The sequence below is a fragment of the Aeromonas sp. 600527 genome, from assembly GCF_049175415.1.
Lineage (GTDB): Bacteria > Pseudomonadota > Gammaproteobacteria > Enterobacterales > Aeromonadaceae > Aeromonas > Aeromonas veronii_A.
Genome location: NZ_JAAKVA010000002.1, coordinates 201691 through 224876 on the forward strand (window position 1 = coordinate 201691; position 23186 = coordinate 224876).

Consider the following 23186-nt stretch of genomic DNA (forward strand, 5'->3'; position numbering starts at 1 on the left):
ACCTGTTCGGGGGAGGACTTCCTCCCCCATCACCACTCAAAAATGGAATGACCATGTTCAAGTGCAATCTTCTTTCTCTTGCGGTGATTGCCGCACTGACCGGTGGCATCGCCGGTTGCAACAGTGAGAGCGAGTCTACCGCTATCGAGAAACCGGTAACTCCGGTTGTCGATCTGTCGGTACTGAAATACGTTGACCCCATGATAGGCACCGCCGCATCAGGCCACACTTTCCCCGGTGCCACCCGCCCTGCCGGCATGGTGCAGCTCTCGCCGGATACCTTTATTGGCTCCAACACCGATCACGAGAGCGGACTCAGCCCCTGGCACTCAGCCTCCGGCTACTGGGACTCTTCCAATTATCTCACGGGCGAGATCGTCGCAACCGATGTTCCGCTCTACGGCTTCTCCCATACCCATCTCTCCGGCACCGGCGCCACCGATCTGGGCGACATTCTGGTACTGCCCTACGCCGAGATGGCCGACGCCCAGATAAACGCCTTTGACAAAACCAATGAGCACGCCAGCGCCGGTTATTACAAAACCAGACTGAACAAGGGGGAGATTGAGGTTGAACTGACCACCACCAAACGGGTCGGTTTGCACCGTTACACCTTCGCCAAAGGAGCGGATCGGAATGTGAAATTCGATCTGGGTCATACCCTGCTGAACAACAACGGCCAATCGCTGAAAAACAAAATCGAAGTGGTGGATGAGTACACCCTGCGTGGCCGCAAAACCTCCACTGGCTGGTTCCAGGGACAGAACCATCAGGGCCAGAACATCTTCTTCTACGCCAAATTCAACCAACCTGTGGCCAGGGCCATGCTGGGCGAGCAGGACAAGATGCCCACCCGGGAGATGCGCCCCAACAGCGTCTATCAAGGGGATGACCTGACCGCCTACCTCAATTTTGGCCAGGGTGAGCAGCCCATCGAGATCCGGGTCGGTATCTCGGCGGTGAGCTGGCAAGGAGCACAGAAGAATCTGGAGGCGGAAGCCCCCACCTTTGATTTCGCCAAGGTGAAGTCAGACGCCGAATACGCGTGGGCCGAAAAGCTGGCAACACTCAAAACCGAAGGGGGGACGGAAACCGAGAAGACCAATTTCTACACCGCCCTCTACCACATGATGATCGCCCCTATCGAGCTCTACGATGTGGATGGCAAGTATCTTGATATGCAAGGCACCCTGCGCACCCTGCAACCTGGCGATACCCCCAACTACTCCATCTACTCGACCTGGGATACCTTCCGCGCCGTTCACCCCATGTGGACCATCATGGACCCGCCACAGGCGACTCTCTACGCCAAGGATCTGATCCGCAAATCCAACGTGGAGTTCGGCCTGCTGCCCAAATGGGAAGGCCACGGCTCGGAAACCGGCACCATGATTGGCTACCCCTCGGCGGCCATCCTTGCCGATGCGGTGACCAAGGGGCTGATCGATGCGCAAGAGGCACTGGAAGCCTCGATCAAATCGGCCCACTACCGGCCTGCCGATTACCCGCAGATCCATGACGACATCCTGAGCTCGCTGATGGCCGGTCAGCTCAGCTATCACGAGAAAGAGCAGTGCGTCCGTTATCCCAACTGGAACTCGGTCTCCTACTCGCTGGAGTTCTCTTTCTACGACTGGACCATCGCCGAGATGGCGAAAGCCGCGGGCGACATGACTACCTATCAGGAGTTCAAGGCACGATCCTACAACTCGCTCAAACATTGGGATCCCCAGGCTGGCAATGCCGATGGCAAAGGCTTCTTCGTCCCGACCGAGCTGAAAAACGGTGACCCGTGCGCCCTGAAATACGCGGCGGCCGATTTCGATCCCTACAAGTCGGATGCCTTCTACTACACCGAGGGCAATGCCTGGCAGTGGCAGTGGTCCTTCATGCAGGATCTCGACAAGCTGACCGAGATCATGGGTGGCCAGCAGGGACTGAACGACAAGCTCGACAACCTGTTCAACGCCGACCCCAACGGGGGCGAAGCACATCAGGACATGACCGGTTACATCGGGCAGTACATTCATGGCAACGAGCCCTCACACCACGTCATCTATCTCTACAATCGCACCGCCCAGCCCTGGAAAGCGCAGGAGTACCTCGACCGGGTCTATAAGGAGTTCTACAAAACCACCCCGGATGGCCTGATCGGCAATGAAGACGTCGGCCAGATGTCGGCCTGGTACATCATGAGTGCCATGGGCTTCTATCAAATCTCCCCGGGCGACCCGACCTACACCATCGGTCGTCCCATCTTCGACAAGGTCACCATCAACCTGCCCGACGGTCAGTTCAACGTGGTAGCGCAGAACAACAGCCCGGACAACCTCTATGTCAAAGAGGTCACCATCAATGGCAAGCCACTCAACCAGTACAACACCTTCGCCCACAGCGAGATCCGTCCCGGTGGTGAGCTGCGTTTTGTGATGACCAACCAGCAACCGACCCAGTAACGCTACAAGCGGCAAGCCACCCGGCTTGCCGCTTGTTCATCTCCGGAATTTGAGGAACAACGATGTTCAAACCCCACAAGCTGGCCATCATGGTGACAGCCCTGCTTGGCCTCTATGGCTGCAACACAAACGATGAGACTACTGACAATGGCCGCCCCGACAATGCCCTGCAGGTGCTGCAATATGTCGATCCGCTGATCGGCACCGATGGGCTGGGCAATGTCAATCCGGCCCCTGTCATGCCGGAAGGGATGATCCAGCCGGGCCCGGACAACTGGAATCCGGCCAACTGGAATGGCAAGGGATCCCCTTCCGACTATCACCACCATCTGGCCAAGCTTTCCGGCTTCAGCAGCACCCATATCTCGGGGGCAGGCAAGGGGGATCTCAATGATCTCGCCTTCTTGCCCTTCACCGGCAACAATACCGACCCGGTCACCATCAACAAGCCTGGCGAACTGTCGGAGGTGGGCTATTACAAAGCGGATCTGGTGGAGACCGGCATCAAGGCCGAACTCACTGCCACCCAGCGGGTCGCCTTCCACCGTTACAGCTATCCGGCGGGTGAAGATCGCAAAGTCCAGCTTGATCTGCAGCACGAGCTGCTGGAGCAGTACGGTAACCACTCCCGCAATATTTACTTCAAGCGGGTGAGCGACAACGCCATTGCCGGAGCCAGAACCAGCAACGAGTGGGGGCAGTGGCAGACGGTCTTTTTCTACGCCGAGTTTTCCGAACCCTTCGTGGAGCAGACCCTCTATGTCGATGGCAAATTGAGCAACGACACCGAGGTGGGGTTGGCCGATTACATCGGGTATGGCGAAACCAGACCCCGGGTACGGGATGTGGTGACCCAACTCAACTTTGCCAAAGGGGAACAGCCCATCACCATGAAGATGGCTATCTCGGGCACCGGTATAGAGGGGGCCATGGCCAACCTGCGCGCCGATGAACATGGCTACCGCTTCGATCAGGTGGTGCAGGAGAGTAAACAGGCATGGGCGAAAGTGCTCAATAAGTTCACCCTGGAGGGTGGCAGCGATGCCGACAAGACGATGTTTTATACCTCGCTCTATCGCACCTACATCGCCCCCTTCGTCTATCAGGATGTGGATGGTCAATATCGCGGAATGGATGGCAAGGTGCATCAGGCAAAGCCGGGCTTTACCAACTATTCGGTCTACTCCATGTGGGACACCTTCCGCGCCGCCCACCCATTGAAGACCATCATCGAAAAAGAGCGATCCATCGACTATGTGCACGATCTGCTCAACAAAGATAAAACTGGTGGCATCATGCCGAAGTGGGAGCTGCACTCCGACTATACCGGCGAGATGGTCGGCTACCCGGCGGTCTCCATCATCGCCGATGTCATCGTCAAATATCCGGATGCATTCACGCCGGAAGAGATAAAGCTGGCATTGCAGGCGGCCAACGTCTCCGCCAATTTTGACCTCGAGCTGACCAAAACCTGGGTGCCCTATCAGGATCCCTGGAACGGTGACAAGCGCTTCACCGTGATGACCCGTCACGGTCAGTATGCCGAGCAGCACGGCTATGTTCCGGCCAACGTCAAATACAAGCCGGAAGAGGGCGGCATGGCCCAGGACAAGTACGATGAGCTGGTCAACGAATCCGTCTCGTACGGTGTCGAGAATGCTTACTATGACTGGTGCATCGCCCAGCTGGCCCGCCTGGCTGGCGACAAATCCGCCGAGAACCGCTATCTGGCTCGGGCGACTACCTGGCGCGCCTATTTTGACTACAACCCGGCGCAATATGGCAAATATGGTTCGACCGGCTTTATGCGCCCCAAAAATTACGATGGCAGCTGGGCCAACAACTACCCCTCCTGCGCCATCGATAAAAACGGCAACCCCGTTACACCCCCACAAAACTGTGACATCAACGATCGGAGCCGTTATGACACCTTCTGGCCCTATCGGGCCGAGCACAGGGGGCAGGACTTTACCGAAGGCAACACCTGGCAGTGGAGCTGGTTTGTTCCCCACGATATCGAGGGGCTCAAAGAGGTGATGGGTGGCGAGGAGAAATTCAGGAAGAATCTGGATGCCCTCTTCACCGCCAACTCCAACGCCGATACCTCGCAGGGGGATATGACCGGCTATATCGGCCAGTTCGTGATGGGGAACGAACCGGATCACCATGTTCCCTATCTCTATAACTGGACCAAAGAGCCGTGGAAAACCCAGGAGTATGTCGATCAGGCGGTGCGCAGCTTCTTCCACCCGACCACCACCGGGCTGATTGGCAATGAGGACGTGGGGCAAATGTCCGCCTGGTACATCATGAGTGCGCTGGGCTTCTATCAGGTCACGCCGGGGCTCCCGGTCTACACCATAGGTCGGCCACTGTTTGACAAGGTGACCATGGATCTCGATGGCGGGAAATTCACCGTGCTCGCCGAAAACAATGGCCCCCAAAATATCTATGTGGAATCGGTCACCATCAACGGCAAGCCGTTAGGGGAAAATCTGACCTTCAACCACAGCGATATTCGTGCCGGTGGTGAACTGAAATTTATCATGACGGCACAGAAACCGACCGCGTCAAATAATAAATAACCATCATTCATTGCCAATATATGTTCAGGCCCAAAGCTTCCTTTGGGCCTCTTTTGGGTCGATTCACAAGAACACTCAAAAAATATGACGTGCTGCATCACATGATACGCGGATCACAAACAGACAGCCTTGTCACAAAAGTCTAGTGAATGACACTTTTTTACTCTGTCGATGAAACAGATGGCATGGGAATAATAGTGCTCGCTGGGATCAATGCCATCGAGCATCAATATTGCTCAGGGATCGCTCCGGTCTCATAAAAATAGATCATGACTGCTCACCCTTTACCCGATGGAGCCGCTCAATATGTTCAAGAAAAATATTCTGGCCATTGCCCTGACCAGCACGGTAGCCATGTTATCCGGCTGCGATTCAGATAACAGCAGCGACAATAACGACGATCAAAAGCCAACGCCAACCAATGTGTTGCAATATGTGAACCCATTCGTTGGCACTGGCTTTAACGGTCACACCTTTCCCGGCCCTGTGGTACCGGAGGGCATGGTGCAACTCTCGCCGGATACCGAGTTGATCGGCTGGCACTCCTCCTCCGGCTATCACTTTGACAAAGATACCCTGTTCGGATTTTCCCACACCCACCTCTCAGGCACCGGCATGGGGGGGCTGGGGGATATTCTGTTCCTGCCCTTTACCGAAGATAAATCCAAATACATCGAGCAAAGCGATGATTACCGCAAAGCCATCTCGGTCAAAATGGACAAAAAATCCGAGCAGGCCGAGCCTGGCTACTATGCGGTGCGCATCGCCGAGAATGGCATCAAGGCCGAGCTGACCGCCTCCGAGCGGGTGGGCTTTCACCGCTACACCTATCCGCAGGGGCAACCCCAACGGCTGAAGATCGATTTGAACTCGATCCTCAACAGCGACTGGGGATCGAGTTCGCTGCGCAACAAACTGACCGTCAGTGAAGATGGCTACACCATCACCGGCGAGCGAGATGCGACTCACTTCTCCGGCTGGGCGAAAAACCAGAAGATCTTCTTCCATGCGACCTTCGACAAGAAGATCAAAGGGGTCTACATCCTCGCTGGTGGTGTGCCGGTAGAGGGCTTGAGCGCCGAGCACAAGGCCAAATCCAAAGCGGATGTCACCGCTTACGTCGAATTTGAAGAGGGCGGCTCAGCCCAACTGAACGCCAAAGTTGCCCTATCGGCGGTCGATGCCACCGGCGCATGGAACAACTACCAGGCCGAAGGGGATGTTTCGTTTGACGAGGCCCGCGCCAACGCCCGCGAGAAGTGGGCCAACGCCCTCAATTTCACCATCGAGGGGGGCAGCAAGGAGCAAAACGAGATCTTCTACACCGCCCTCTACCACACCAAGATCGCCCCCATCGTCCATCAGGATGTGGATGGCAACTACCGCGGCATGGGCAAAGGGGCGCAGGCCAAGGGGGAAGGCAGCTACTCCATCCACTATGGCCAGGCAAGCGAAGATCAGCCCAACTTCTCGGTCTACTCACTGTGGGACACCCAGCGAGCGCTGCACCCGCTTAAAACCATCACCGAACCCACCCGCGCCGTGCAATATGCCAAGAACCTGCTCCAGAAGTATCTGGAGAGCGGCCTGCTGCCCAAGTGGGAGCATCTGGGGGATGAGACAGGCACCATGGTGGGCTATCCGGCGGTGGTGGTGATTGCCGACGCAATCACCAAATACCCCGATGCCTTCACTGCGCAGGAGAAAAATCTGGCGCTCACGGCCGCCATCGACTCCTCCACCTATACCAACTACCCCATGCTGGCGACCGAGTGGGACAAGGCGGTGCTGGACAAGACCCTGACCAACCACATCGATTACATCGAAAAGAACGGCTTTGCCCCGGCAGTGCAGCGGATCGACGGTCAGCCCGTCTTCGCTGACTACACCCTCGAGTCGGTCTCCTACGGTCTGGAGAACGCCTTCTATGACTGGGCCATCGCCCGGATCGCCAAGGCGGCCGGCAACCCGGCGGCCGAAGCGCGCTATCTGGCCCGTTCTAACGGCTATCAGCGCTACTTCGACCACAATGCGGCCGAATACGCCCAGTACGGGGTGACCGGTTTCATGCGTCCGGTGATGATCGATGGCGCCTTCATGACGCCGTTTGATCCCTATGGCACCGAACATGAGACCGGCAACTATACCGAGGGCAACGCCTGGCAGTGGACCTGGTTTGTGCCCCATGACATCAAGGGTCTGAAAACCGCGATGGGCGGAGAAGAGGCCTTCAAGCAGAATCTGGACGCCACCTTTGCCGCCGAGAGTCAGGGGTCGGAGACCGCAGACATGACCGGGATGATGGGTCAGGTGGCCTTCGGGAATGAACCCTCCCACCATATCCCCTACCTCTACAACTGGACATCGGAACCTTGGAAAACTCAGGAGACGGTCGACTACATCCTCGACACCATGTACTCGAACACCCCGGCAGGCATCATAGGCAACGAGGATGTGGGCTCCATGTCTGCCTGGTATGTGATGTCAGCACTTGGCTTCTATCAGGTGAATGCGGCAGATCCCGTCTACACCATTGGCCGCCCGCTATTTGCCAAAGCGACCATCCCGGTCAAGGGGGGAACCTTCACCATCATCGCCGATAACAACAGCGCCAAGAACCGCTATGTCCAGTCGGTCACCATCAATGGCAAACCGCTCAAGGATGGTCTCTTCTTCGAGCACAAGGAGTTTATACCGGGGGGCAACCTCCACTTCGTGATGGGCGATACCCCGCCACAAAAGTAACGATCGATAGCATTGAGGTGACATTCAGCACGCAATCCGAAAATGTCACTTTGTGATACCCGACGGCCCACGCCAGATGGATTGATAAAATCCAATCAGCGCTGGGCCATTTTATTTTTCAGTGGGAAGCCCTGGTTCAGCCATTAACCCGTTTTTCTCAAATCAGCCTTAAATCGGGCAATAAACCGCAAAAAATGGCGGTAAATCCCATTACAAGGGTTTTTCTGTCATACCTTGACCGCTGTCACATCCCGCCATGAATTAAACAAAAACAACTATTGAGTTGAAGCTCAACACTTTGCGAGCTGGATCACACCAGCAAAACCATGCAACAAAAATCCAGTTATTGCTACATTCATCGCCTGTCCAACCCTACCCGTGAGGGCAATAATGAGCCCAATTCGCAACGCATGACTTAGCCCTTACAGGGAAGGAGAGTGAGATGTTACCCACCATGACCAATGGCAGACTTATCTGCCTGGAGTTAAAGGCCACCAGCAAGGAGGCCCTGTTCGACGAGATGGCCCAGATGCTGGCGAGCGATGGCGCCGTGTCTGACAAAGAGCAATTTGTCAAAGATGTCTGGGCCCGTGAGCAGCTCGACTGCACCGGCTTCGAACAAGGTGTTGCCCTGCCCCACGCCAAGAGCAAGGCGGTCAACCGCCCGGCCATTGCCATCGGTGTCAGCAAGCAAGGGATCGAGTACGGTGCCGAAGATGGCAAACCGACCCAGCTGATCTTCATGATCGCCTCACCGGATGGTGGCGCCAACCACCATATCGAAGTGCTGGCCGAGCTCTCGACCCGTCTGCTGGAACCGGGCTTCATCGAGCAGATGAAGTCCGCTACCACCACAGACCAGGCGTTGGCCCTGCTCAAGCAAGGCCCGAGCGTTGAGAAAACGACTCCAGCGGCCAAACCGGCAGCACCAGCACCGACCGAACCCGAAGAGCGCACCTTCAAGGATCGCCTTAACACCATGAAGCAGCACCTGCTGTTTGGTACTTCCCACATGATCCCCTTCATCGTGGCCGGTGGTGTGCTGCTCTCCCTGTCGGTGATGATGAGCGGCAAGGGCGCCGTGCCGGAAGCGGGCTTCCTCAAAGACATGGCCACCATGGGTATCGCCGGTCTGACCCTGTTTACCGCCGTACTGGGTGGCTACATCGCCTACTCGCTGGCTGACAAGCCGGGCCTGGCTCCGGGCATGATCGGCTCCTGGATTGCCGTTCAGCACTATCAAACCGGTTTCCTTGGCGCCATTCTGGTGGGCTTTATCGCCGGTTTCGTGGTCAATCAGCTCAAACGGATCAAGCTGCCTGACTCCATGACCTCCCTTGGTTCCATCTTCATCTATCCGCTGATCGGTACCTTCCTGGTGTGTGGCATCGTGATGTGGGGCATCGGTGCCCCGATCGCCGCCATGATGGAAGGGATGAACCACTGGCTCTCCAGCATGGCGGGCTCCGGTAAAGTGATGCTGGGTGCCATTCTGGGTGGTATGACCGCCTTCGATATGGGCGGCCCGGTCAACAAGGTTGCTACCCTGTTTGCCCAGACTCAGGTCAACACCCAGCCCTGGCTGATGGGCGGCGTCGGCATCGCCATCTGTGTACCGCCGCTCGGTATGGCACTGGCGACCTTTATGTCTCCGAAGCGTTACAAGAAAGAGGAGCGTGAATCCGGTAAAGCGGCCGCCATCATGGGCATGATCGGGATCAGTGAAGGTGCTATCCCGTTCGCCGCGGCTGACCCCATGCGTGTTATCCCGGCCATCGTCGCAGGCGGCATCGTCGGCAACATCACCGGCTTCATGATGCACAGTATCAACCACGCCCCCTGGGGTGGCTGGATTGTCCTGCCGGTTGTTGAAGGCAAGATGGGCTACATCCTGGGTACCATCCTCGGCGCCCTGACCACCGCCATCATCGTCAACCTGCTGAAAAAGCCGGTGAGCGAAGAAGATGACGTCACTACCACCCAAACCAGCTTCGAAGTCATTGAAGCGGAAGGGGAAGCAGACGTTCTGGCCATCACTGCCTGCCCGTCTGGCGTGGCCCACACCTTCCTCGCCGCCAAGAGCCTGCAGAAGGCCGCCGCCAAGCAGGGGATCAAGATCAAGGTCGAGACCCAGGGCGCCAACGGCATCATCAACCGCATCACCGCCAAGGATGTCGCCAATGCCCGCTGCGTCATCTTCGCCCACGATGTGGCGATCAAGAACCGCGAGCGCTTCACCAATATCGAAATCATCGATGTGAAGACCAAGGAGGCGATTCACAATCCGGAAGCACTGCTGGCCCGCACGCTGGGCAACAAGGCAAACGCAGCCTGATAGCAGTCAGACAGCTCATCACAAGGGGCCCATCGCGGGCCCCTTTTCGTTGTCTGGCGAGCAACCGCATATCATCCCACTGACCAAGCCACTGATTTAAAACATATTAACCAGTCACATCACGGATCTTGGCGAGCCGTCACAGAACGGTGACGTGTAAAAAAACAGCAATTGAAGCGCTGGTCAGATCTCATGTCAAATGGCTCCGCCTACTAAACTGGAGCATCACAAAAATGATAAAAATCAATAAATTGGTTCTGGCTGTTACCCTCACCCTCACTGCCACCCCCTTGCTAGCCGCCCATTGGGAGTGCGGTGAGCACGTGCGCTTCGGCCTGCCCTCCGAATCGGATCAGAAGCTCTGCCGTGAAGGGTATGCCGTCGGCTACAACTACGACTACAAGGTGGCGGACTGGGTCTCCTACCGGATGACTGCCCAGAGCGCACAGGGCACAGTGCCGCGCAAGGATGCCTTCGCCGAGGACAGGGAGATCCCGGTCGCCTATCGCGCCACCCTCTCCGACTACAAGGGCTCGGGCTACGACCGTGGCCATCAGGCCCCGGCGGGGGACATGAAATCGAACAAGAACACCATGAAAGAGAGCTTCCTGCTGAGCAACATGACACCGCAGATCGGGGTGCTCAACCAGAAGGCGTGGCGCGTGCTGGAGGACAAGGTGAACAAGTGGGCGGTCTCCCGCAAGGATGTACAGGTGGTCACCGGCCCCATCTTTACCGGCTCTGAAGAGTCCATCGGTCAGGGTGTGGCGATCCCGAGCGCCTACTACAAGATCGTGATGGACCCGGCCAGACTGCAGGCCATCGCCTTTATCATGCCGCAGGAAGAGGTGCCCATCAGCCAGATCGCCAACTACCGGGTCTCGGTACGTGAGGTGGAGGAGCAGACCCAACTCAACTTCTTCAGCGATATGCCCGAAGAGCAGCAAGAGACGCTGGAAGCTCGCATCTCCCCGATGTGGAACTGACCGCGAATGCTCATCAGCAGATAGATTGACACCCCATCTATCTTGCATCGCGATAGATAGAGGGAGGGGCCCGCGCCCCTCCCAGCAGGGGGAGTCACGCTCCCCCTGTCCCTTTCAGATGGCAGCTGACCCGTTGCGGCCATTTTTGCGGCCACTGGTGTGGCATCACCCGACGACCCGCCCCGACTCACAGTTTGCCGCACCGTTAACTGGTATATTGCCCTCTCTTTGGCACTAACAGACTGAATTGACGCACATTTGCCTTATCCCATCGGCCCACACGCCGGCGCACTACGGCGCGATTCAGCCCGACAGAGGACCTTTTGATGAAACAGACCCTTCTTGCCCTCACCCTCGGCGGCCTGCTGGCGCTCTCGCCCCTCGCCCTGCAAGCGGCCGAGAGCTCGATGCAGATGGAGCACGACCTCAATACCCTGGTCAGCAAACGCCAGGCGGTGGACATGCTGCTCGGCGAAGCGCTGCAGATCTACAAGTCGCCAGCCAAAATCTCCCACGCCGGTTTTACCGCCAAGATGCCGAGCAATATGGAGCTGGTGACCGAGTGGCTGCTGGCCGCCTACCAGCTTGAACCCTACCGCACCGACCTGCTCATCTCGGCGGCCAACGCACAGATCTACAACGGCAACCTGAGCCGCGCCATCACCTTGCTGGAGCAGGCGCAGGCCGTCGCCCCCGATGCTCTCGACATCAACAGCTATCTCGCCATCTGGCAGCTGGTGAAGGGTAACAAGGAGGCTTCCCGCAGCTATCTGGCGAAAGTGGCGGATCGCAACAGTGGCCGCGCTGCCGATCTGGAGGAGATCATCGCCAGGGTGCAGCGGATCACCGCCGCCCCGCTGCAGACCGAACTAACCGAGGATCAGGTCAAGGCCAGCAGGGAGGGCAAGCGCGCTATCGTCACCCTGGGCTACGCCCTCAATCCCGACGGCAGCATGGACAAGATCCTGCTGGGCCGTCTGCAAACCACCCTTGAGCTGGCCAAAGCCGACCCGGAAGCGCTGATCATCCTGACCGGCGGCGTGCCCCAGAACCGCCAGACCGAGGGCAAGCTGATGGCTGACTGGCTGGCCAACCACGGCATCGACCGCAGCCGCTTGATTGAAGAGAACTACGCCACAAGCACGGTGGATAACGCCCTCTACAGCGCCTATGCCCTCGCCCGCCACCAGATTGACTATGCGGTGCTGGTAAGCTCCGCCAGCCATGTACGCCGCGGGCAGACGGTGCTGGAAATCGCCTGCGACCAGATTGGCCCGGCCAACATCAAGGTGGCGAGCGTCAGCTACCCCGACAAACCCCTCGAGGAGCTGGCCACCCCGAGCGAGAGCGAGCTGCTCGGCATCTACCGCGACGCCCTGCGCACCTACGGCATGTGGAGCTACCGATCCGCCCCGCTAATCGAGCGTTGATCGGCCATCAACACGAAAAAGAGAGGGAGGCGTGATGCCTCCCTCTCTTTTTATTGACCGATTATTAGCCAAGCCTCGCCCGTTAGCTGACGATAAAGCCCTGCGAGGGGGGCGCTTTGGGATCGTCACCGAAGCGGTTTGGCCCCTGCTGGCCATTGCAAACCATAAAGTAGATAAGCACCAGGGTGCCGATAACGGGGATGAGTCCGAGCAACAGCCACCAAGCGCTGTGATCGGTGTCGTGCAGGCGACGGGCCGCCACCGCCAGCGAGGGCAGCAGCACAGCCAGCGAATAGATGGAGCTGATCAGCTCCTTGTCGCCGCCAATCAGCTTGTCCACCATGCCGAGCAACAGCATGACGATGACGTTGCACAGCACAAACATCCAGTATTCGGTGCGACGGGCCCGTCCGCTGAATACCGCATATTGCTTGAGGACCGAGAGATACCAGTTCATTGCGCCTCCAGACTGTTTTCAAAAACAAGTAGTTGCAGATCCGAACCGAGCTTAGCGCGATCAGTGTCCGGCGTCGATCACCAGCTGCTCCAGATCCTGGCGACTGACCCGTTTGCTGTCCACCTTCACATAGAGCGAACGTTCCTTCCGTGCCAGCAGTACATCGTTCACCCCATCGCAGGCACGGAGTTTCTGCTCCAGTGCAGGGCTCGCCTCCACCCCTTCCGGTAACAGGATGCGCAGACTGCTCACATAGGGGGGCTCCTGCATGGTGAGGCTGACCCCGAGCCAGACAAGGGCCAGCGCAGAGCAGCCGCCAAACACCAGGGCGCCACCACCCAGACTGTAGAGCAGGCCCCCCAGGCTGCCACCGATAGCCACTCCGATAAACTGGCTGGTGGAGTAGATCCCCATGGCCGTCCCCTTGTAACCCGGTGGCGACTCCTTGCTGATCAGGGATGGCAGCAACGCCTCCATCACGTTGAAGCCGATGAAGAAGAGCTGCAGGCCGGCGAGCAGGCCCCACAACTGCAGGCCAGCCTGCCACAGCACCACTTCGGCGCTGAGCATCACCAGCACGCAGATCTGGAACACCAACTTCATCTTTCTGCGCGTCTCGGCATAGATGATGAAGGGCACAACGCTGACGAAGGCGATCAGCATGGTGACCAGATAAGCCTGCCACTGGCTGTCCCGAGGCAGACCCGCTTGCTCCAGCAGCGGCGGCAACGCCACGAAGCTCGACATCAACAGGGTATGCACGCACAAAATGCCGAGATTGAGTTTGAGCAGGCGCGGATTGGTCAGCACAGTGCGCATCCCGCCCCTGACCATGCCGGACTCTCGATTGAGCAGATGAGTTGTCGGTGTCGGCACCAGCCAGAGGGTGACGGCGATGCCCCCCAGCGCCAGCAGGGCGATGAGCCAGAACAGGCCGGAGAGTCCCAGCGCATGAGTAATCAGGGGGCCAGTCACCATGGCAATGGCGAAGGTGATACCAAAGCTCACCCCGATAAAAGCCATCGCCTTGGTGCGGTTCTGTTCGCGGGTGAGATCCGACAAGAGCGCCATCACGGCCGCCGAGATAGCGCCGCTCCCCTGCAGGGCGCGGCCGAGGATCACGCCCCAGATAGAGTGAGTCAGCGCAGCGATCACACTGCCAAGAGCAAACACCAGCAGACCGCCGATGATGAGTGGCTTGCGGCCCACCTTGTCGGAAAGCAAACCGAACGGGATCTGGAACAAAGCCTGGGTCATGCCGTAGATGCCGATGGCCAAGCCAATCAGCGCCTCGGAGGCACCGGCCAGCGACATGCCATAGGTAGTCAACACCGGCAGAACCATAAACATGCCAAGCATGCGCAGAGAGAAGACGGAGCCGAGCGCCCAGGTGGCACGGCGCTCGCCCCTCGTCATGGTGAAATCATTCATGATGGCCTCGATAGTTCAGGGAACAAGGAAGAGTCAAGGGGTGGCCGACACGCACCATGCCACACCCTACACAGGGGAAAAGTACCCGATGGGCGGCCCCATAATAACAGAGCCGGGAAGGTTCCCGGCTCTGGATCTCGTGCAATCGGAAGCAACGCACACTATCGGAGCAACATGCTCACCAGCGCCACAGGCTCGGCCTCTGGCTGGAAGTCTACCGACATCATGACACTCAGACAGGTAATGGTGACGATGGAAAACATAAACAGCTTGCGCGCCCAGAGAGCATCATCAACCAGCTGTTTGTAACCCGACAGCGCCATCCCCAGCCACCAGACACTCACCGCAGTGGCCACCACCAGATACTTGTAGCCGGCGTAACCGCCGAGGAACAGCATCAGGGTCGGCACCATAAAGGCCAGGATGTAGAGGGTAATGTGGTGCTTGGCCACCGAAATTCCCTTCACCACCGGCAACACCGGAATGTTGGCCGCCTGATAATCCTTGAAGCGGAAAATGGCGATCGCATAGGAGTGCGGCATCTGCCACAGGCTGAAGATCGCCAGCAGGATCAAGGCCCCCGAGTCGAACTGACCGCTCACCGCACAGTAGCCGATGACCGGCGGCGCGGCGCCGGAGAGGCTGCCCACCAGGGTGCCGTAGACCGAGTGACGCTTCATGTAGAGGCTGTAGACCCCCACATAGACAATGAAGCCCAGCACCGCCAGCAGAGCGGCCAACGGATTGGCCGCCCAATAGAGCAGTGCAATGCCCGCCATGCCAAGCGCGGTGGCGTACCAGAGCGATACGCCGGGGGCGATCAGCCCCTTCACCAGAGCACGGTTCTTGGTGCGCTCCATGATGCAGTCGATGTCCCGGTCGATGTAGTTGTTGAACACGCAACCGGAGGCCACCACCAGCGAAACACCCACCATGGTCAGAATGAACAGGGGCAGGTCCAGGCTTCCTTTTGAAGCCAGCAGAAATCCCCCGATCACCGAGATGAGGTTGCCGAAGATGATGCCCGGCTTGGTCACTTGCAGGTATTGCTTCATCATTGCCAGCCTGCTCAGTGGACCATCATGTTGATGTTGAGGTTGTACATGATCCACAGGGAACCCACGACCACGATGGCAATGATGAGCACGGTAAAGACCAGTGCCACCAGGTTCCAGCGCTCTTCAGACGAGGTATTCATATGCAGGAAGTAGATCAGATGCACGAAGATCTGCACCACCGCCATGCCAACCACGGTGGCCAGCACGGTGGTGTGGGAGGCGGAGCCATCTATCACCATCCAGAACGGTACGGCAGTCAGGATCAGTGACAGCACGAAGCCGATCAGGTAGCTCTTGGCGCTGCCGTGGCTGGCGCCGTGAGAATCAACGGAATGACTCATTTACATTGCTCCCATCAGATAGACCACGGTAAAGACGCAGATCCACACCACGTCGAGGAAGTGCCAGAACAGGCTCAGGCACATCAGGCGGGAGCGGTTGCGATCGGTCAGCCCCTTCTTGGCCACCTGCACCATCATCACGATGATCCAGATCAGGCCACTGGTCACGTGGATACCGTGAGTACCAACCAGGGTAAAGAAGGCTGAGAGGAAGGCACTGCGATCCGGGCCGTAACCTTCTGCGATCAGGTGATGGAACTCGTAGATCTCCATCGCGATAAAACCGGCACCCAGCACAAAGGTCACCAGCAACCAGCCATTGACGGTAGACACCCGGTTCTTGTTCATCGCCAACATGGCAAAACCGAAGGTGATGGAGCTCAACAGCAGCAGCATGGTTTCGGCAAATACGAACGGCAGTTCGAAGATATCCTTGCCGCTCGGACCGCCGGCAGTGCCGTTGACCAGAACCGCATAGGTTGCAAACAGACATGCAAACAGAATGCAGTCACTCATCAGGTAGATCCAGAAACCAAACACCTTGTTGGCACCGGCATCATGGTGCCCATGGTCATGGGCACTCTCGTGAGTGTGATGTAGAACGTCGGTCGCCATAGCGTCACGCCCCCTTGTTAATGTTGGCAAAATGCTGATCTTCGATGCGCGTGATCTCGTCAACCTGGACGTAGTAGTCCACGTCATCGTTGAAGCTGTGGATGATCCAGCTGCCAATCATGGCGGCAAAGGCAAGGATGGCCATCCACCAGATATGCCAGATCATGGCAAAGCCAAAGATGGCGCTGAAGCCCGCGATGATCACCCCTGCCCCGGTGTTCTTGGGCATGTGGATCGGTGCATACTGCTTGGGCTGCTGATAGGCTGAACCGTTTTGCTTGGCCTCCCAGAAGGCATCCAGACCGGTGATCTTCGGCTCGATGGCGAAGTTGTAGAAGGGCGGCGGTGAAGAGGTCGCCCACTCCAGCGTCCGGCCACCCCAGGGGTCACCACTCACATCACGGTTCTGCTCGCGGTCACGGATGCTGACCACCAGCTGGATCACCTGGCACAAGACACCAAGGGCAATCAGGCCGGCACCACAGGCGGCTACCACCAGCCAGGGGTGGAAGGCCGGATCCAGCTGTTGACTGATGCGGCGGGTCATCCCCATGAAGCCCAGTACGTAAAGCGGCATGAAGGCAACAAAGAAGCCGATAATCCAGCACCAGAAAGCACGCTTGCCCCAGGTTTCATTCAGGGTGAAGCCGAACGCCTTGGGGAACCAGTAGGTGATTCCTGCAAAGCAGCCAAATACCACGGCACCAATGATGACGTTGTGGAAGTGAGCGATGAGGAACAGGCTGTTGTGCAACACGAAGTTGGCCGCCGGCACCGAGAGCAGTACCCCTGTCATGCCACCTATGGTGAAGGTGATGATGAAACCGACGGTCCACAGCATGGGTGAGGTGAACTCGATGCGACCACGGTACATGGTGAACAACCAGTTGAAGATCTTCACCCCGGTCGGGATGGAGATGATCATGGTGGTGATGCCGAAGAAGGCATTCACGTTTGCGCCCGAGCCCATGGTGAAGAAGTGGTGCAACCAGACAATGAAGGAGAGCACGGTAATAGCAATGGTCGCCCATACCAGCGAGGTGTAGCCGAACAGCTTCTTCTTGCTGAAGGTGGCCACCACTTCGGAGAAGATCCCGAATACCGGCAACACCAGGATATAAACCTCGGGGTGGCCCCAGGCCCAGATCAGGTTGATGTACATCATCATGTTGCCACCCATGTCATTGGTAAAGAAATGGGTACCCAGATAGCGGTCTGCGGTGAGCAGGGCGATGGTAACGGTCAGGATCGGGAAGGAGGCGATGATCAGTACGTTGGAGCACAAAGCCGTCCAGGTGAACACCGGCAGACGCATCATGGTCATGCCAGGAGCGCGCATCTTGATGATGGTGGCGAAGAAGTTGACGCCAGTCAGCAAGGTACCAAGACCCGAGATCTGCAGACTCCAGATCCAGTAATCAACCCCGACCCCCGGGCTGTACTCCAGCCCGGAGAGGGGCGGATAGGCCAGCCAGCCGGTCTGGGCGAATTCACCGACCCCGAGGGAGACGTTGATCAGCACCACGGCGGCGGCGGTGAACCAGAAGCTGATGTTGTTGAGGAAGGGAAAAGCCACATCACGGGCACCGATCTGGAGCGGCACGACGATATTCATCAGACCGATCACCAGTGGCATGGCCACGAAGAAGATCATGATGACCCCGTGGGCGGTGAAGATCTGGTCGTAGTGATGCGGCGGTAAAATGCCGTCACCACCAGCCGAAGCCATCACCTGCTGGGTACGCATCATCACCGCATCGGCGAAGCCGCGCAGCATCATGACCATACCCAGGATCAGATACATGACCCCAAGACGCTTGTGGTCGACCGAGGTAAGCCACTCTTTCCACAGATATTGCCACTTGCCGAAATAGGTGATCAGGCCGGCAACGGCCAGCCCCCCCAAAATGATACCGGCTACCGTCACCATGATGATGGGTTCATGGAACGGAATGGCATCGAGTGTTAATTTTCCAAACATCGGTTATTCCTCGGATCCTGCTTGCACAGCCTTGTTATCCAACGGCGCGTTCATATGTCCGGCATGCTCCTTCTGCCCGTCATGCGCCATAGCGGCATGGTCCATCTGCATATGTGCCATGTCATCGTGATTCATGGCGGCGCCATGCTCTGAGGGGGCTTTATGGGTCATCCCCTTGTGCTCGCCATGCCCCATGTCACCCATAAACTTGTTGATCAGCTTGACGAAAAGGGCCGGATCGGCACTTGAGAAATACTCCACCGGGTGGTTTTCGCTCTTCTTGGCCAGCGCATTGAACTCATCCATGGTGGTCAGCATCTTGGGAGAGGCCCTGACTTTGGCAACCCAGGCATCAAAACCGGCCTGATCCTGCGTGGCAATCGCCTTGAACTTCATGCCCGAGAAACCGGCTCCGCTATAACTGCTGGAGATACCGTCATACGCGCCTGCTTCATTGGCAATGAGATGCAACTTGGTCTGCATACCTGCCATGGCATAAATTTGCCCGCCCAGCTTGGGAATGAAGAAAGAGTTCATGACTGTGTCTGAAGTCACCCGGAAATTGACGGGGGTATTGACCGGGAATGCTAATTCATTGACCGAGGCAATCCCTAATTCTGGGTAGACAAACAGCCATTTCCAGTCGAGGGAAATAACATCAATCTGGATCGGCTTCACCGTAGAATCCAACGGTTTGTAAGGATCCAGTTCGTGGGACGTTTTCCAGGTAATGGTTGCCAGGATGACGATGATAATAATTGGCACGGTCCACACAACCGCTTCAATTTTATTGGAGTGAGACCAATCCGGAGTATATTTAGCGTTGGTATTTGATGCCCTGTATTTGCGGGCAAAGACCACAGCCATAATAATTACAGGGATCACCACAATTAACATCAGCCCCAAGGCGGTTAATATCAGTGATTTCTGCTCCAGACCAATCTGCCCTTTGGGGTTCATCAAGGCCATGTCGCAGCCGGTCAGCAAGCTGGCCGATGCGAGCAACAGCAAAGCACCCAAGCCCCTCTTTAATTCAAAAGGTCTCATGCAGTGTCCTTATGGTCGCAGGCTAAAGTTGTAAAAACGGGCAACATTGTGATCAGAACCAGAACATGTAAACAACATGAAAAATTAATCCCGAGATTGTGCAAAACTTGGCGAACGCATGTGAAAATTGTTAATCAACCATCCAAGTCACTATAAATAGTGCTTTTCCCTATAATTAATCAACAGAACTGCCATCTCAAATTACAGTTGAACTCTGCACACTAAACTACCAACAAACCCCACATAGTATATGGATATATGAGGCTAAAATTTCGCCCTCCAGCATGAATAATAAACAGCTGCTAGCTACGATGATAAATGACCAATTAAATACATCTGCATTTACATAGTTAAATGCACCCACAGATAGCTGCCCTATATTTCTGCTGCATTTATTTTTAAAATCGGCTAACCAGAACAAGTCTGTCACTTGGCCCCTTGTTTGAATAATTTGTTTAATAAGTTATTATCAAACTATATAGACGCCATGCGAATATGGCGGTAGGTTGCGTCCTCTTGCTGCTGGTCAGCTACCCATTCCACTCTGTGCTTTTCCATTTTTCATACAGCAGGTATTGCCATGAGTATTACACGCAGAGATTTTCTCAACGGCGTTGCCATCACCATTGCGGCAGGCGTCGCCCCCATCAATCTGCTCAAGGCTGCCGAAGGCGGCAGCACGCTGGCGGATAAAACCCTGGCCTACCCGCCCGCCCTCACCGGCCTGCGCGGCAACCACCCGGGCTCTTTCGAACCGGCCCACAGCATCGCCCGTGACGGCAAGCAGTATGATTTTGCCAATATACCCCTTGAGGGGGAGTACGATCTGGTGATCGTCGGCGCCGGGATCAGCGGCCTGGCTGCCGCCTGCTTCTATCAGCAACTGCTCGGCGCGGATAAGAAGATCCTGCTGCTCGACAACCACGATGACTTCGGTGGCCACGCCAAGCGCAACGAATTCACCACCCCCGATGGCCTGCGTCTGGGTTACGGCGGCAGTGAATCCCTGCAATCACCGCGTTCGGTCTACAGCCCGGTGGCGCTCGGTCTGCTCAAGACGCTGGAGGTCAACATCGACGAGCTGGCCAAAGGGTTCCAGCAGACCTTCTATCCGGATCTGGGGCTGAGCCGTGGCGTCTATTTCGACGAGAAGCACTTTGGCGTCAACAAGATAGTGAACGGGGATCCGGGCCACAACGTGGCGGACGATATCCCGCGCGATCGCCTGAACGGCCGGCCGCTGGCAGAATTTATCGGTGACTTCCCCCTCGATGATGCCGACAAGGCCGCCCTGTTGGCCCTGCACGAATCGAAGATCGACTACCTGAGCGGCATGACCCGCGAGCAGCAGGACGAGTGGGTGACTCGCAACAGCTACACCACCTTCCTGCGCGATAAAGTGGGTCTGAGCGAGCGGGCAATCACCTACTTCCAGCAGCGCACCAACGATTTCCAGGCGGTCGGCATCGACGCCACCGCCTGCGCCGATGCGCGTCTGTGCGCCTTGCCGGGTTTCGACGGCCTCAATCTGACGCCGCTTGATGCCGAGGAGCAGGCGGAGCTGGACGATCCCTACATCTTCCACTTCCCCGATGGCAACGCCGGTCTCACCCGCCTGATGGTACGCAAGCTCATTCCGCAGGTGGCGCCGGGTCACACCATGCAGGATGTGGTGCTGGCCAAGTTTGACTACAGCAAACTCGACCTGCCCGAGCACAAGGTACGGTTGCGTCTTGGCAGCACGGCGCTACAGGCTAAAAACGTGCGCCTCGCCGATGGCAAGCTGGCGGTGGATGTCACCTACATCAAAGAGGGCAAGCTGCATCGGGTACGGGCCAAGCAGTCGATCATGGCGGGCTACAACATGATGATCCCCTATATGGTGCCCGAGATGCCGGAGCCCCAGAAGGAGGCTCTGCGCCAGAACGTCAAGGCGCCGCTGGTCTACACCAAGGTGGTGATCAAGAACTGGCAAGCATTCGTCAAGCTGGGGGTGCACGAGGTCTACTCCCCCGCAGCCCCCTACAGTCGGGTCAAACTCGACTATCCGGTCAACCTCGGTGGTTATGAGCATCCCAAAAACCCGGATCAGCCCATGTGCCTGCACATGGTCTATGTACCGACCCTGCCGGGCAGCGGCCTCTCGGCACGCGAGCAGTCCCGCAAGGGGCGCGCCATGATCCTCGGCATGCCATTCGAGCAGCACGAGCAGATGATCCGCGAGCAACTGCAGGGAATGCTCGGCAGCGCCGGTTTCAACCATGAGCAGGATATCCTCGCCATCACGGTCAACCGCTGGTCTCACGGTTACTCCTATGTCACCAACACCCTGTTTGATGACGAAGCGCAGTGCGAAAAGTGGATTGAACTGGGTCGCCAGCCGATCGGCAACATCACCATCGCCAACTCGGATGCAGGCTGGAGCCCCTACGCCCACGCCGCCATCGACGAAGCGTGGCGCGCCGTCAACGAGCTGGTAGCCATGAGCAAGGGAGGTGCCCAATGAGCCGCGCCCTGTCACTGACCGCCAGCGCCCTGCTGCTGGCTCTGCCCGCCCTTGCCGCCAACGCAGCCCCCGCCATGTCGGCGGGGGAATACGTGGCCAAGCTCGGCGATTGCGCCGCCTGTCACACCAGCGAGACCAGCAAGCCGCTGGCAGGCGGCAAAGGATTCCCGACCCCTATCGGCACCGTATTTGCCACCAACATCACCCCCGACAAGACCCACGGTATCGGCAACTACAGCCTGCCGGAGTTCATCAAGGTGATGCGTGAAGGGGTGGCCCGCGACGGCCATCACCTCTATCCGGCCATGCCCTACACCGCCTACGCCAAGATGAGCGATAAGGATCTCGAAGATCTCTATCACTACCTGATGAAGGAGGTGCAACCGCTGGCCATCGCCAACAAAGAGAGCGACATCCCCTGGCCGCTCAACATGCGCTGGCCGCTGATGGGATGGAACTGGATCTACCACGACGACAGCCGCTTCACCCCGGTCGCAGGCAAGAGCGAAGAGTGGAACCGTGGCGCCTATCTGGTGCAGGGTGCCGGTCACTGCGGCAGTTGCCACACTCCGCGCGGGCTTGGCATGCAGGAGAAAGCGCTGACTGAGGCGGACCCTGTCTACCTAAGCGGGGCGGCGCTGGATGGCTGGTATGCCCCCGACATTCGCGGCAGCCGTTACAGCAAGCAGGCGCTGATCGATCTGCTGAAAACCGGCCGCAGCCAGCATGAAGCGGTCGCGGGCCCCATGGGGGAAGTGATCACTCACAGCAGCCAGTATTTCAGCGACGCCGATCTGGCCAGCATCGCCACCTATCTCACCGATCTGAAAGATGAGCCGGTCGCGGAGAAAGGGGCCCGTGCCTATGCCAGTGCCAGCGGCAAGGCGGACTACGCCATGTACTGCTCCACCTGTCACGGGGTCAACGGCCAGGGCAATGACCACGTCATTCCCTCGCTGGTGAACAACCGCACCGTGCTGGCGAGCGATCCGTCGAGCCTGATCAACGTGCTGCTACACGGTGCCGAGACGCCCATTACGCAGGGGCATATCGGCTACCATATGCCGGGTTATGGCTGGGCTCTCAACGACGAACAGGTGGCCGAGCTGGTCAACACCCTGCGCGCTTCCTGGGGCAATCAAGGCACCGCCGTCAAGGCAGCGGCGGTCAAGGCCCAGCGCGAGCTGCACGGCAAGGAGTAAGGGCTGTCAGC

The 23186-nt window shown here is 57.6% G+C and carries 15 protein-coding genes; 8 read left to right on the plus strand and 7 right to left on the minus strand.

Going from position 1 to position 23186, the window contains the following annotated elements; genetic code table 11:
- Window positions 1-53: 53 nt before the first annotated feature.
- The 6 genes from G5154_RS04400 to G5154_RS04425 all read left to right on the plus strand — a co-directional run bounded on the left by G5154_RS04400 (window position 54) and on the right by G5154_RS04425 (window position 12537).
- The gene (locus G5154_RS04400) at window positions 54-2456 is read left to right on the plus strand and encodes a GH92 family glycosyl hydrolase (protein ID WP_421250397.1); all 2403 of its coding nucleotides are present in this window, start codon (window positions 54-56) and stop codon (window positions 2454-2456) included.
- Window positions 2457-2518: 62 nt separating this feature from the next.
- Window positions 2519-5041 carry a GH92 family glycosyl hydrolase gene (locus G5154_RS04405; RefSeq protein ID WP_421250398.1) on the plus strand — a complete coding sequence of 841 codons (2523 nt, stop codon included), beginning with the start codon at window positions 2519-2521 and terminating at the stop codon, window positions 5039-5041.
- Between the two features lie 306 nt (window positions 5042-5347).
- Window positions 5348-7786, plus strand: coding sequence for a GH92 family glycosyl hydrolase (locus G5154_RS04410; protein ID WP_337072789.1), 2439 nt, complete (start codon window positions 5348-5350; stop codon window positions 7784-7786).
- A gap of 442 nt (window positions 7787-8228) precedes the next feature.
- Window positions 8229-10121: a PTS fructose transporter subunit EIIC gene (locus G5154_RS04415; protein WP_421250400.1), complete on the plus strand. Its 1893-nt coding sequence runs from the start codon at window positions 8229-8231 to the stop codon at window positions 10119-10121.
- 233 nt (window positions 10122-10354) lie between these two features.
- Window positions 10355-11107, plus strand: a complete 753-nt coding sequence (locus tag G5154_RS04420; protein WP_421250401.1) for a DNA/RNA non-specific endonuclease — start codon at window positions 10355-10357, stop codon at window positions 11105-11107.
- Window positions 11108-11433: 326 nt separating this feature from the next.
- Window positions 11434-12537: an ElyC/SanA/YdcF family protein gene (locus G5154_RS04425; protein ID WP_421263888.1), complete on the plus strand. Its 1104-nt coding sequence runs from the start codon at window positions 11434-11436 to the stop codon at window positions 12535-12537.
- 82 nt (window positions 12538-12619) lie between these two features.
- On the opposite strand, the gene G5154_RS04430 is transcribed toward G5154_RS04425, so the two are convergent.
- From G5154_RS04430 to cyoA, 7 genes are all read right to left on the minus strand, one after another.
- Complete coding sequence (locus G5154_RS04430; protein WP_421250403.1) at window positions 12620-12994, minus strand: DUF805 domain-containing protein; 375 nt, start codon at window positions 12992-12994, stop codon at window positions 12620-12622.
- A 60-nt stretch (window positions 12995-13054) separates the two neighbouring features.
- Complete coding sequence (locus G5154_RS04435; RefSeq protein WP_216978422.1) at window positions 13055-14425, minus strand: MFS transporter; 1371 nt, start codon at window positions 14423-14425, stop codon at window positions 13055-13057.
- A 161-nt stretch (window positions 14426-14586) separates the two neighbouring features.
- Window positions 14587-15483: a heme o synthase gene (gene cyoE, locus G5154_RS04440; protein WP_216978421.1), complete on the minus strand. Its 897-nt coding sequence runs from the start codon at window positions 15481-15483 to the stop codon at window positions 14587-14589.
- Between the two features lie 11 nt (window positions 15484-15494).
- Window positions 15495-15824, minus strand: coding sequence for a cytochrome o ubiquinol oxidase subunit IV (locus G5154_RS04445; protein ID WP_216978420.1), 330 nt, complete (start codon window positions 15822-15824; stop codon window positions 15495-15497).
- Window positions 15825-16439, minus strand: a complete 615-nt coding sequence (locus G5154_RS04450) for a cytochrome o ubiquinol oxidase subunit III (protein WP_216978419.1) — start codon at window positions 16437-16439, stop codon at window positions 15825-15827.
- Window positions 16440-16443: 4 nt separating this feature from the next.
- Window positions 16444-18420: a cytochrome o ubiquinol oxidase subunit I gene (gene cyoB, locus G5154_RS04455; protein ID WP_005347209.1), complete on the minus strand. Its 1977-nt coding sequence runs from the start codon at window positions 18418-18420 to the stop codon at window positions 16444-16446.
- A 3-nt stretch (window positions 18421-18423) separates the two neighbouring features.
- Complete coding sequence (cyoA, locus tag G5154_RS04460) at window positions 18424-19467, minus strand: cytochrome o ubiquinol oxidase subunit II (RefSeq protein ID WP_216978417.1); 1044 nt, start codon at window positions 19465-19467, stop codon at window positions 18424-18426.
- Window positions 19468-20047: 580 nt separating this feature from the next.
- Between cyoA and G5154_RS04465 the strand changes: the two genes are divergently transcribed.
- Together G5154_RS04465 and G5154_RS04470 are read left to right on the plus strand one after the other, a co-directional pair.
- The gene (locus G5154_RS04465; RefSeq protein WP_421250404.1) at window positions 20048-21973 is read left to right on the plus strand and encodes an NAD(P)-binding protein; all 1926 of its coding nucleotides are present in this window, start codon (window positions 20048-20050) and stop codon (window positions 21971-21973) included.
- Complete coding sequence (locus tag G5154_RS04470) at window positions 21970-23175, plus strand: cytochrome c (protein ID WP_337072794.1); 1206 nt, start codon at window positions 21970-21972, stop codon at window positions 23173-23175. Before G5154_RS04465 ends, G5154_RS04470 begins: the two co-directional genes overlap by 4 nt.
- The last annotated feature ends 11 nt before the right edge of the window (window positions 23176-23186 follow it).

What these genes read in the sequence shown, in the direction of transcription:
- G5154_RS04400 (WP_421250397.1), top strand. Translation starts at nt 54, where the DNA reads ATGTTCAAGTGCAATCTTCTTTCTCTTGCGGTGATTGCCGCACTGACC.
- G5154_RS04405 (WP_421250398.1), top strand. Translation starts at nt 2,519, where the DNA reads ATGTTCAAACCCCACAAGCTGGCCATCATGGTGACAGCCCTGCTTGGC.
- G5154_RS04410 (WP_337072789.1), top strand. Translation starts at nt 5,348, where the DNA reads ATGTTCAAGAAAAATATTCTGGCCATTGCCCTGACCAGCACGGTAGCC.
- G5154_RS04415 (WP_421250400.1), top strand. Translation starts at nt 8,229, where the DNA reads ATGTTACCCACCATGACCAATGGCAGACTTATCTGCCTGGAGTTAAAG.
- G5154_RS04420 (WP_421250401.1), top strand. Translation starts at nt 10,355, where the DNA reads ATGATAAAAATCAATAAATTGGTTCTGGCTGTTACCCTCACCCTCACT.
- G5154_RS04425 (WP_421263888.1), top strand. Translation starts at nt 11,434, where the DNA reads ATGAAACAGACCCTTCTTGCCCTCACCCTCGGCGGCCTGCTGGCGCTC.
- G5154_RS04430 (WP_421250403.1), bottom strand. Translation starts at nt 12,994, where the DNA reads ATGAACTGGTATCTCTCGGTCCTCAAGCAATATGCGGTATTCAGCGGA.
- G5154_RS04435 (WP_216978422.1), bottom strand. Translation starts at nt 14,425, where the DNA reads ATGAATGATTTCACCATGACGAGGGGCGAGCGCCGTGCCACCTGGGCG.
- cyoE (WP_216978421.1), bottom strand. Translation starts at nt 15,483, where the DNA reads ATGATGAAGCAATACCTGCAAGTGACCAAGCCGGGCATCATCTTCGGC.
- G5154_RS04445 (WP_216978420.1), bottom strand. Translation starts at nt 15,824, where the DNA reads ATGAGTCATTCCGTTGATTCTCACGGCGCCAGCCACGGCAGCGCCAAG.
- G5154_RS04450 (WP_216978419.1), bottom strand. Translation starts at nt 16,439, where the DNA reads ATGGCGACCGACGTTCTACATCACACTCACGAGAGTGCCCATGACCAT.
- cyoB (WP_005347209.1), bottom strand. Translation starts at nt 18,420, where the DNA reads ATGTTTGGAAAATTAACACTCGATGCCATTCCGTTCCATGAACCCATC.
- cyoA (WP_216978417.1), bottom strand. Translation starts at nt 19,467, where the DNA reads ATGAGACCTTTTGAATTAAAGAGGGGCTTGGGTGCTTTGCTGTTGCTC.
- G5154_RS04465 (WP_421250404.1), top strand. Translation starts at nt 20,048, where the DNA reads ATGAGTATTACACGCAGAGATTTTCTCAACGGCGTTGCCATCACCATT.
- G5154_RS04470 (WP_337072794.1), top strand. Translation starts at nt 21,970, where the DNA reads ATGAGCCGCGCCCTGTCACTGACCGCCAGCGCCCTGCTGCTGGCTCTG.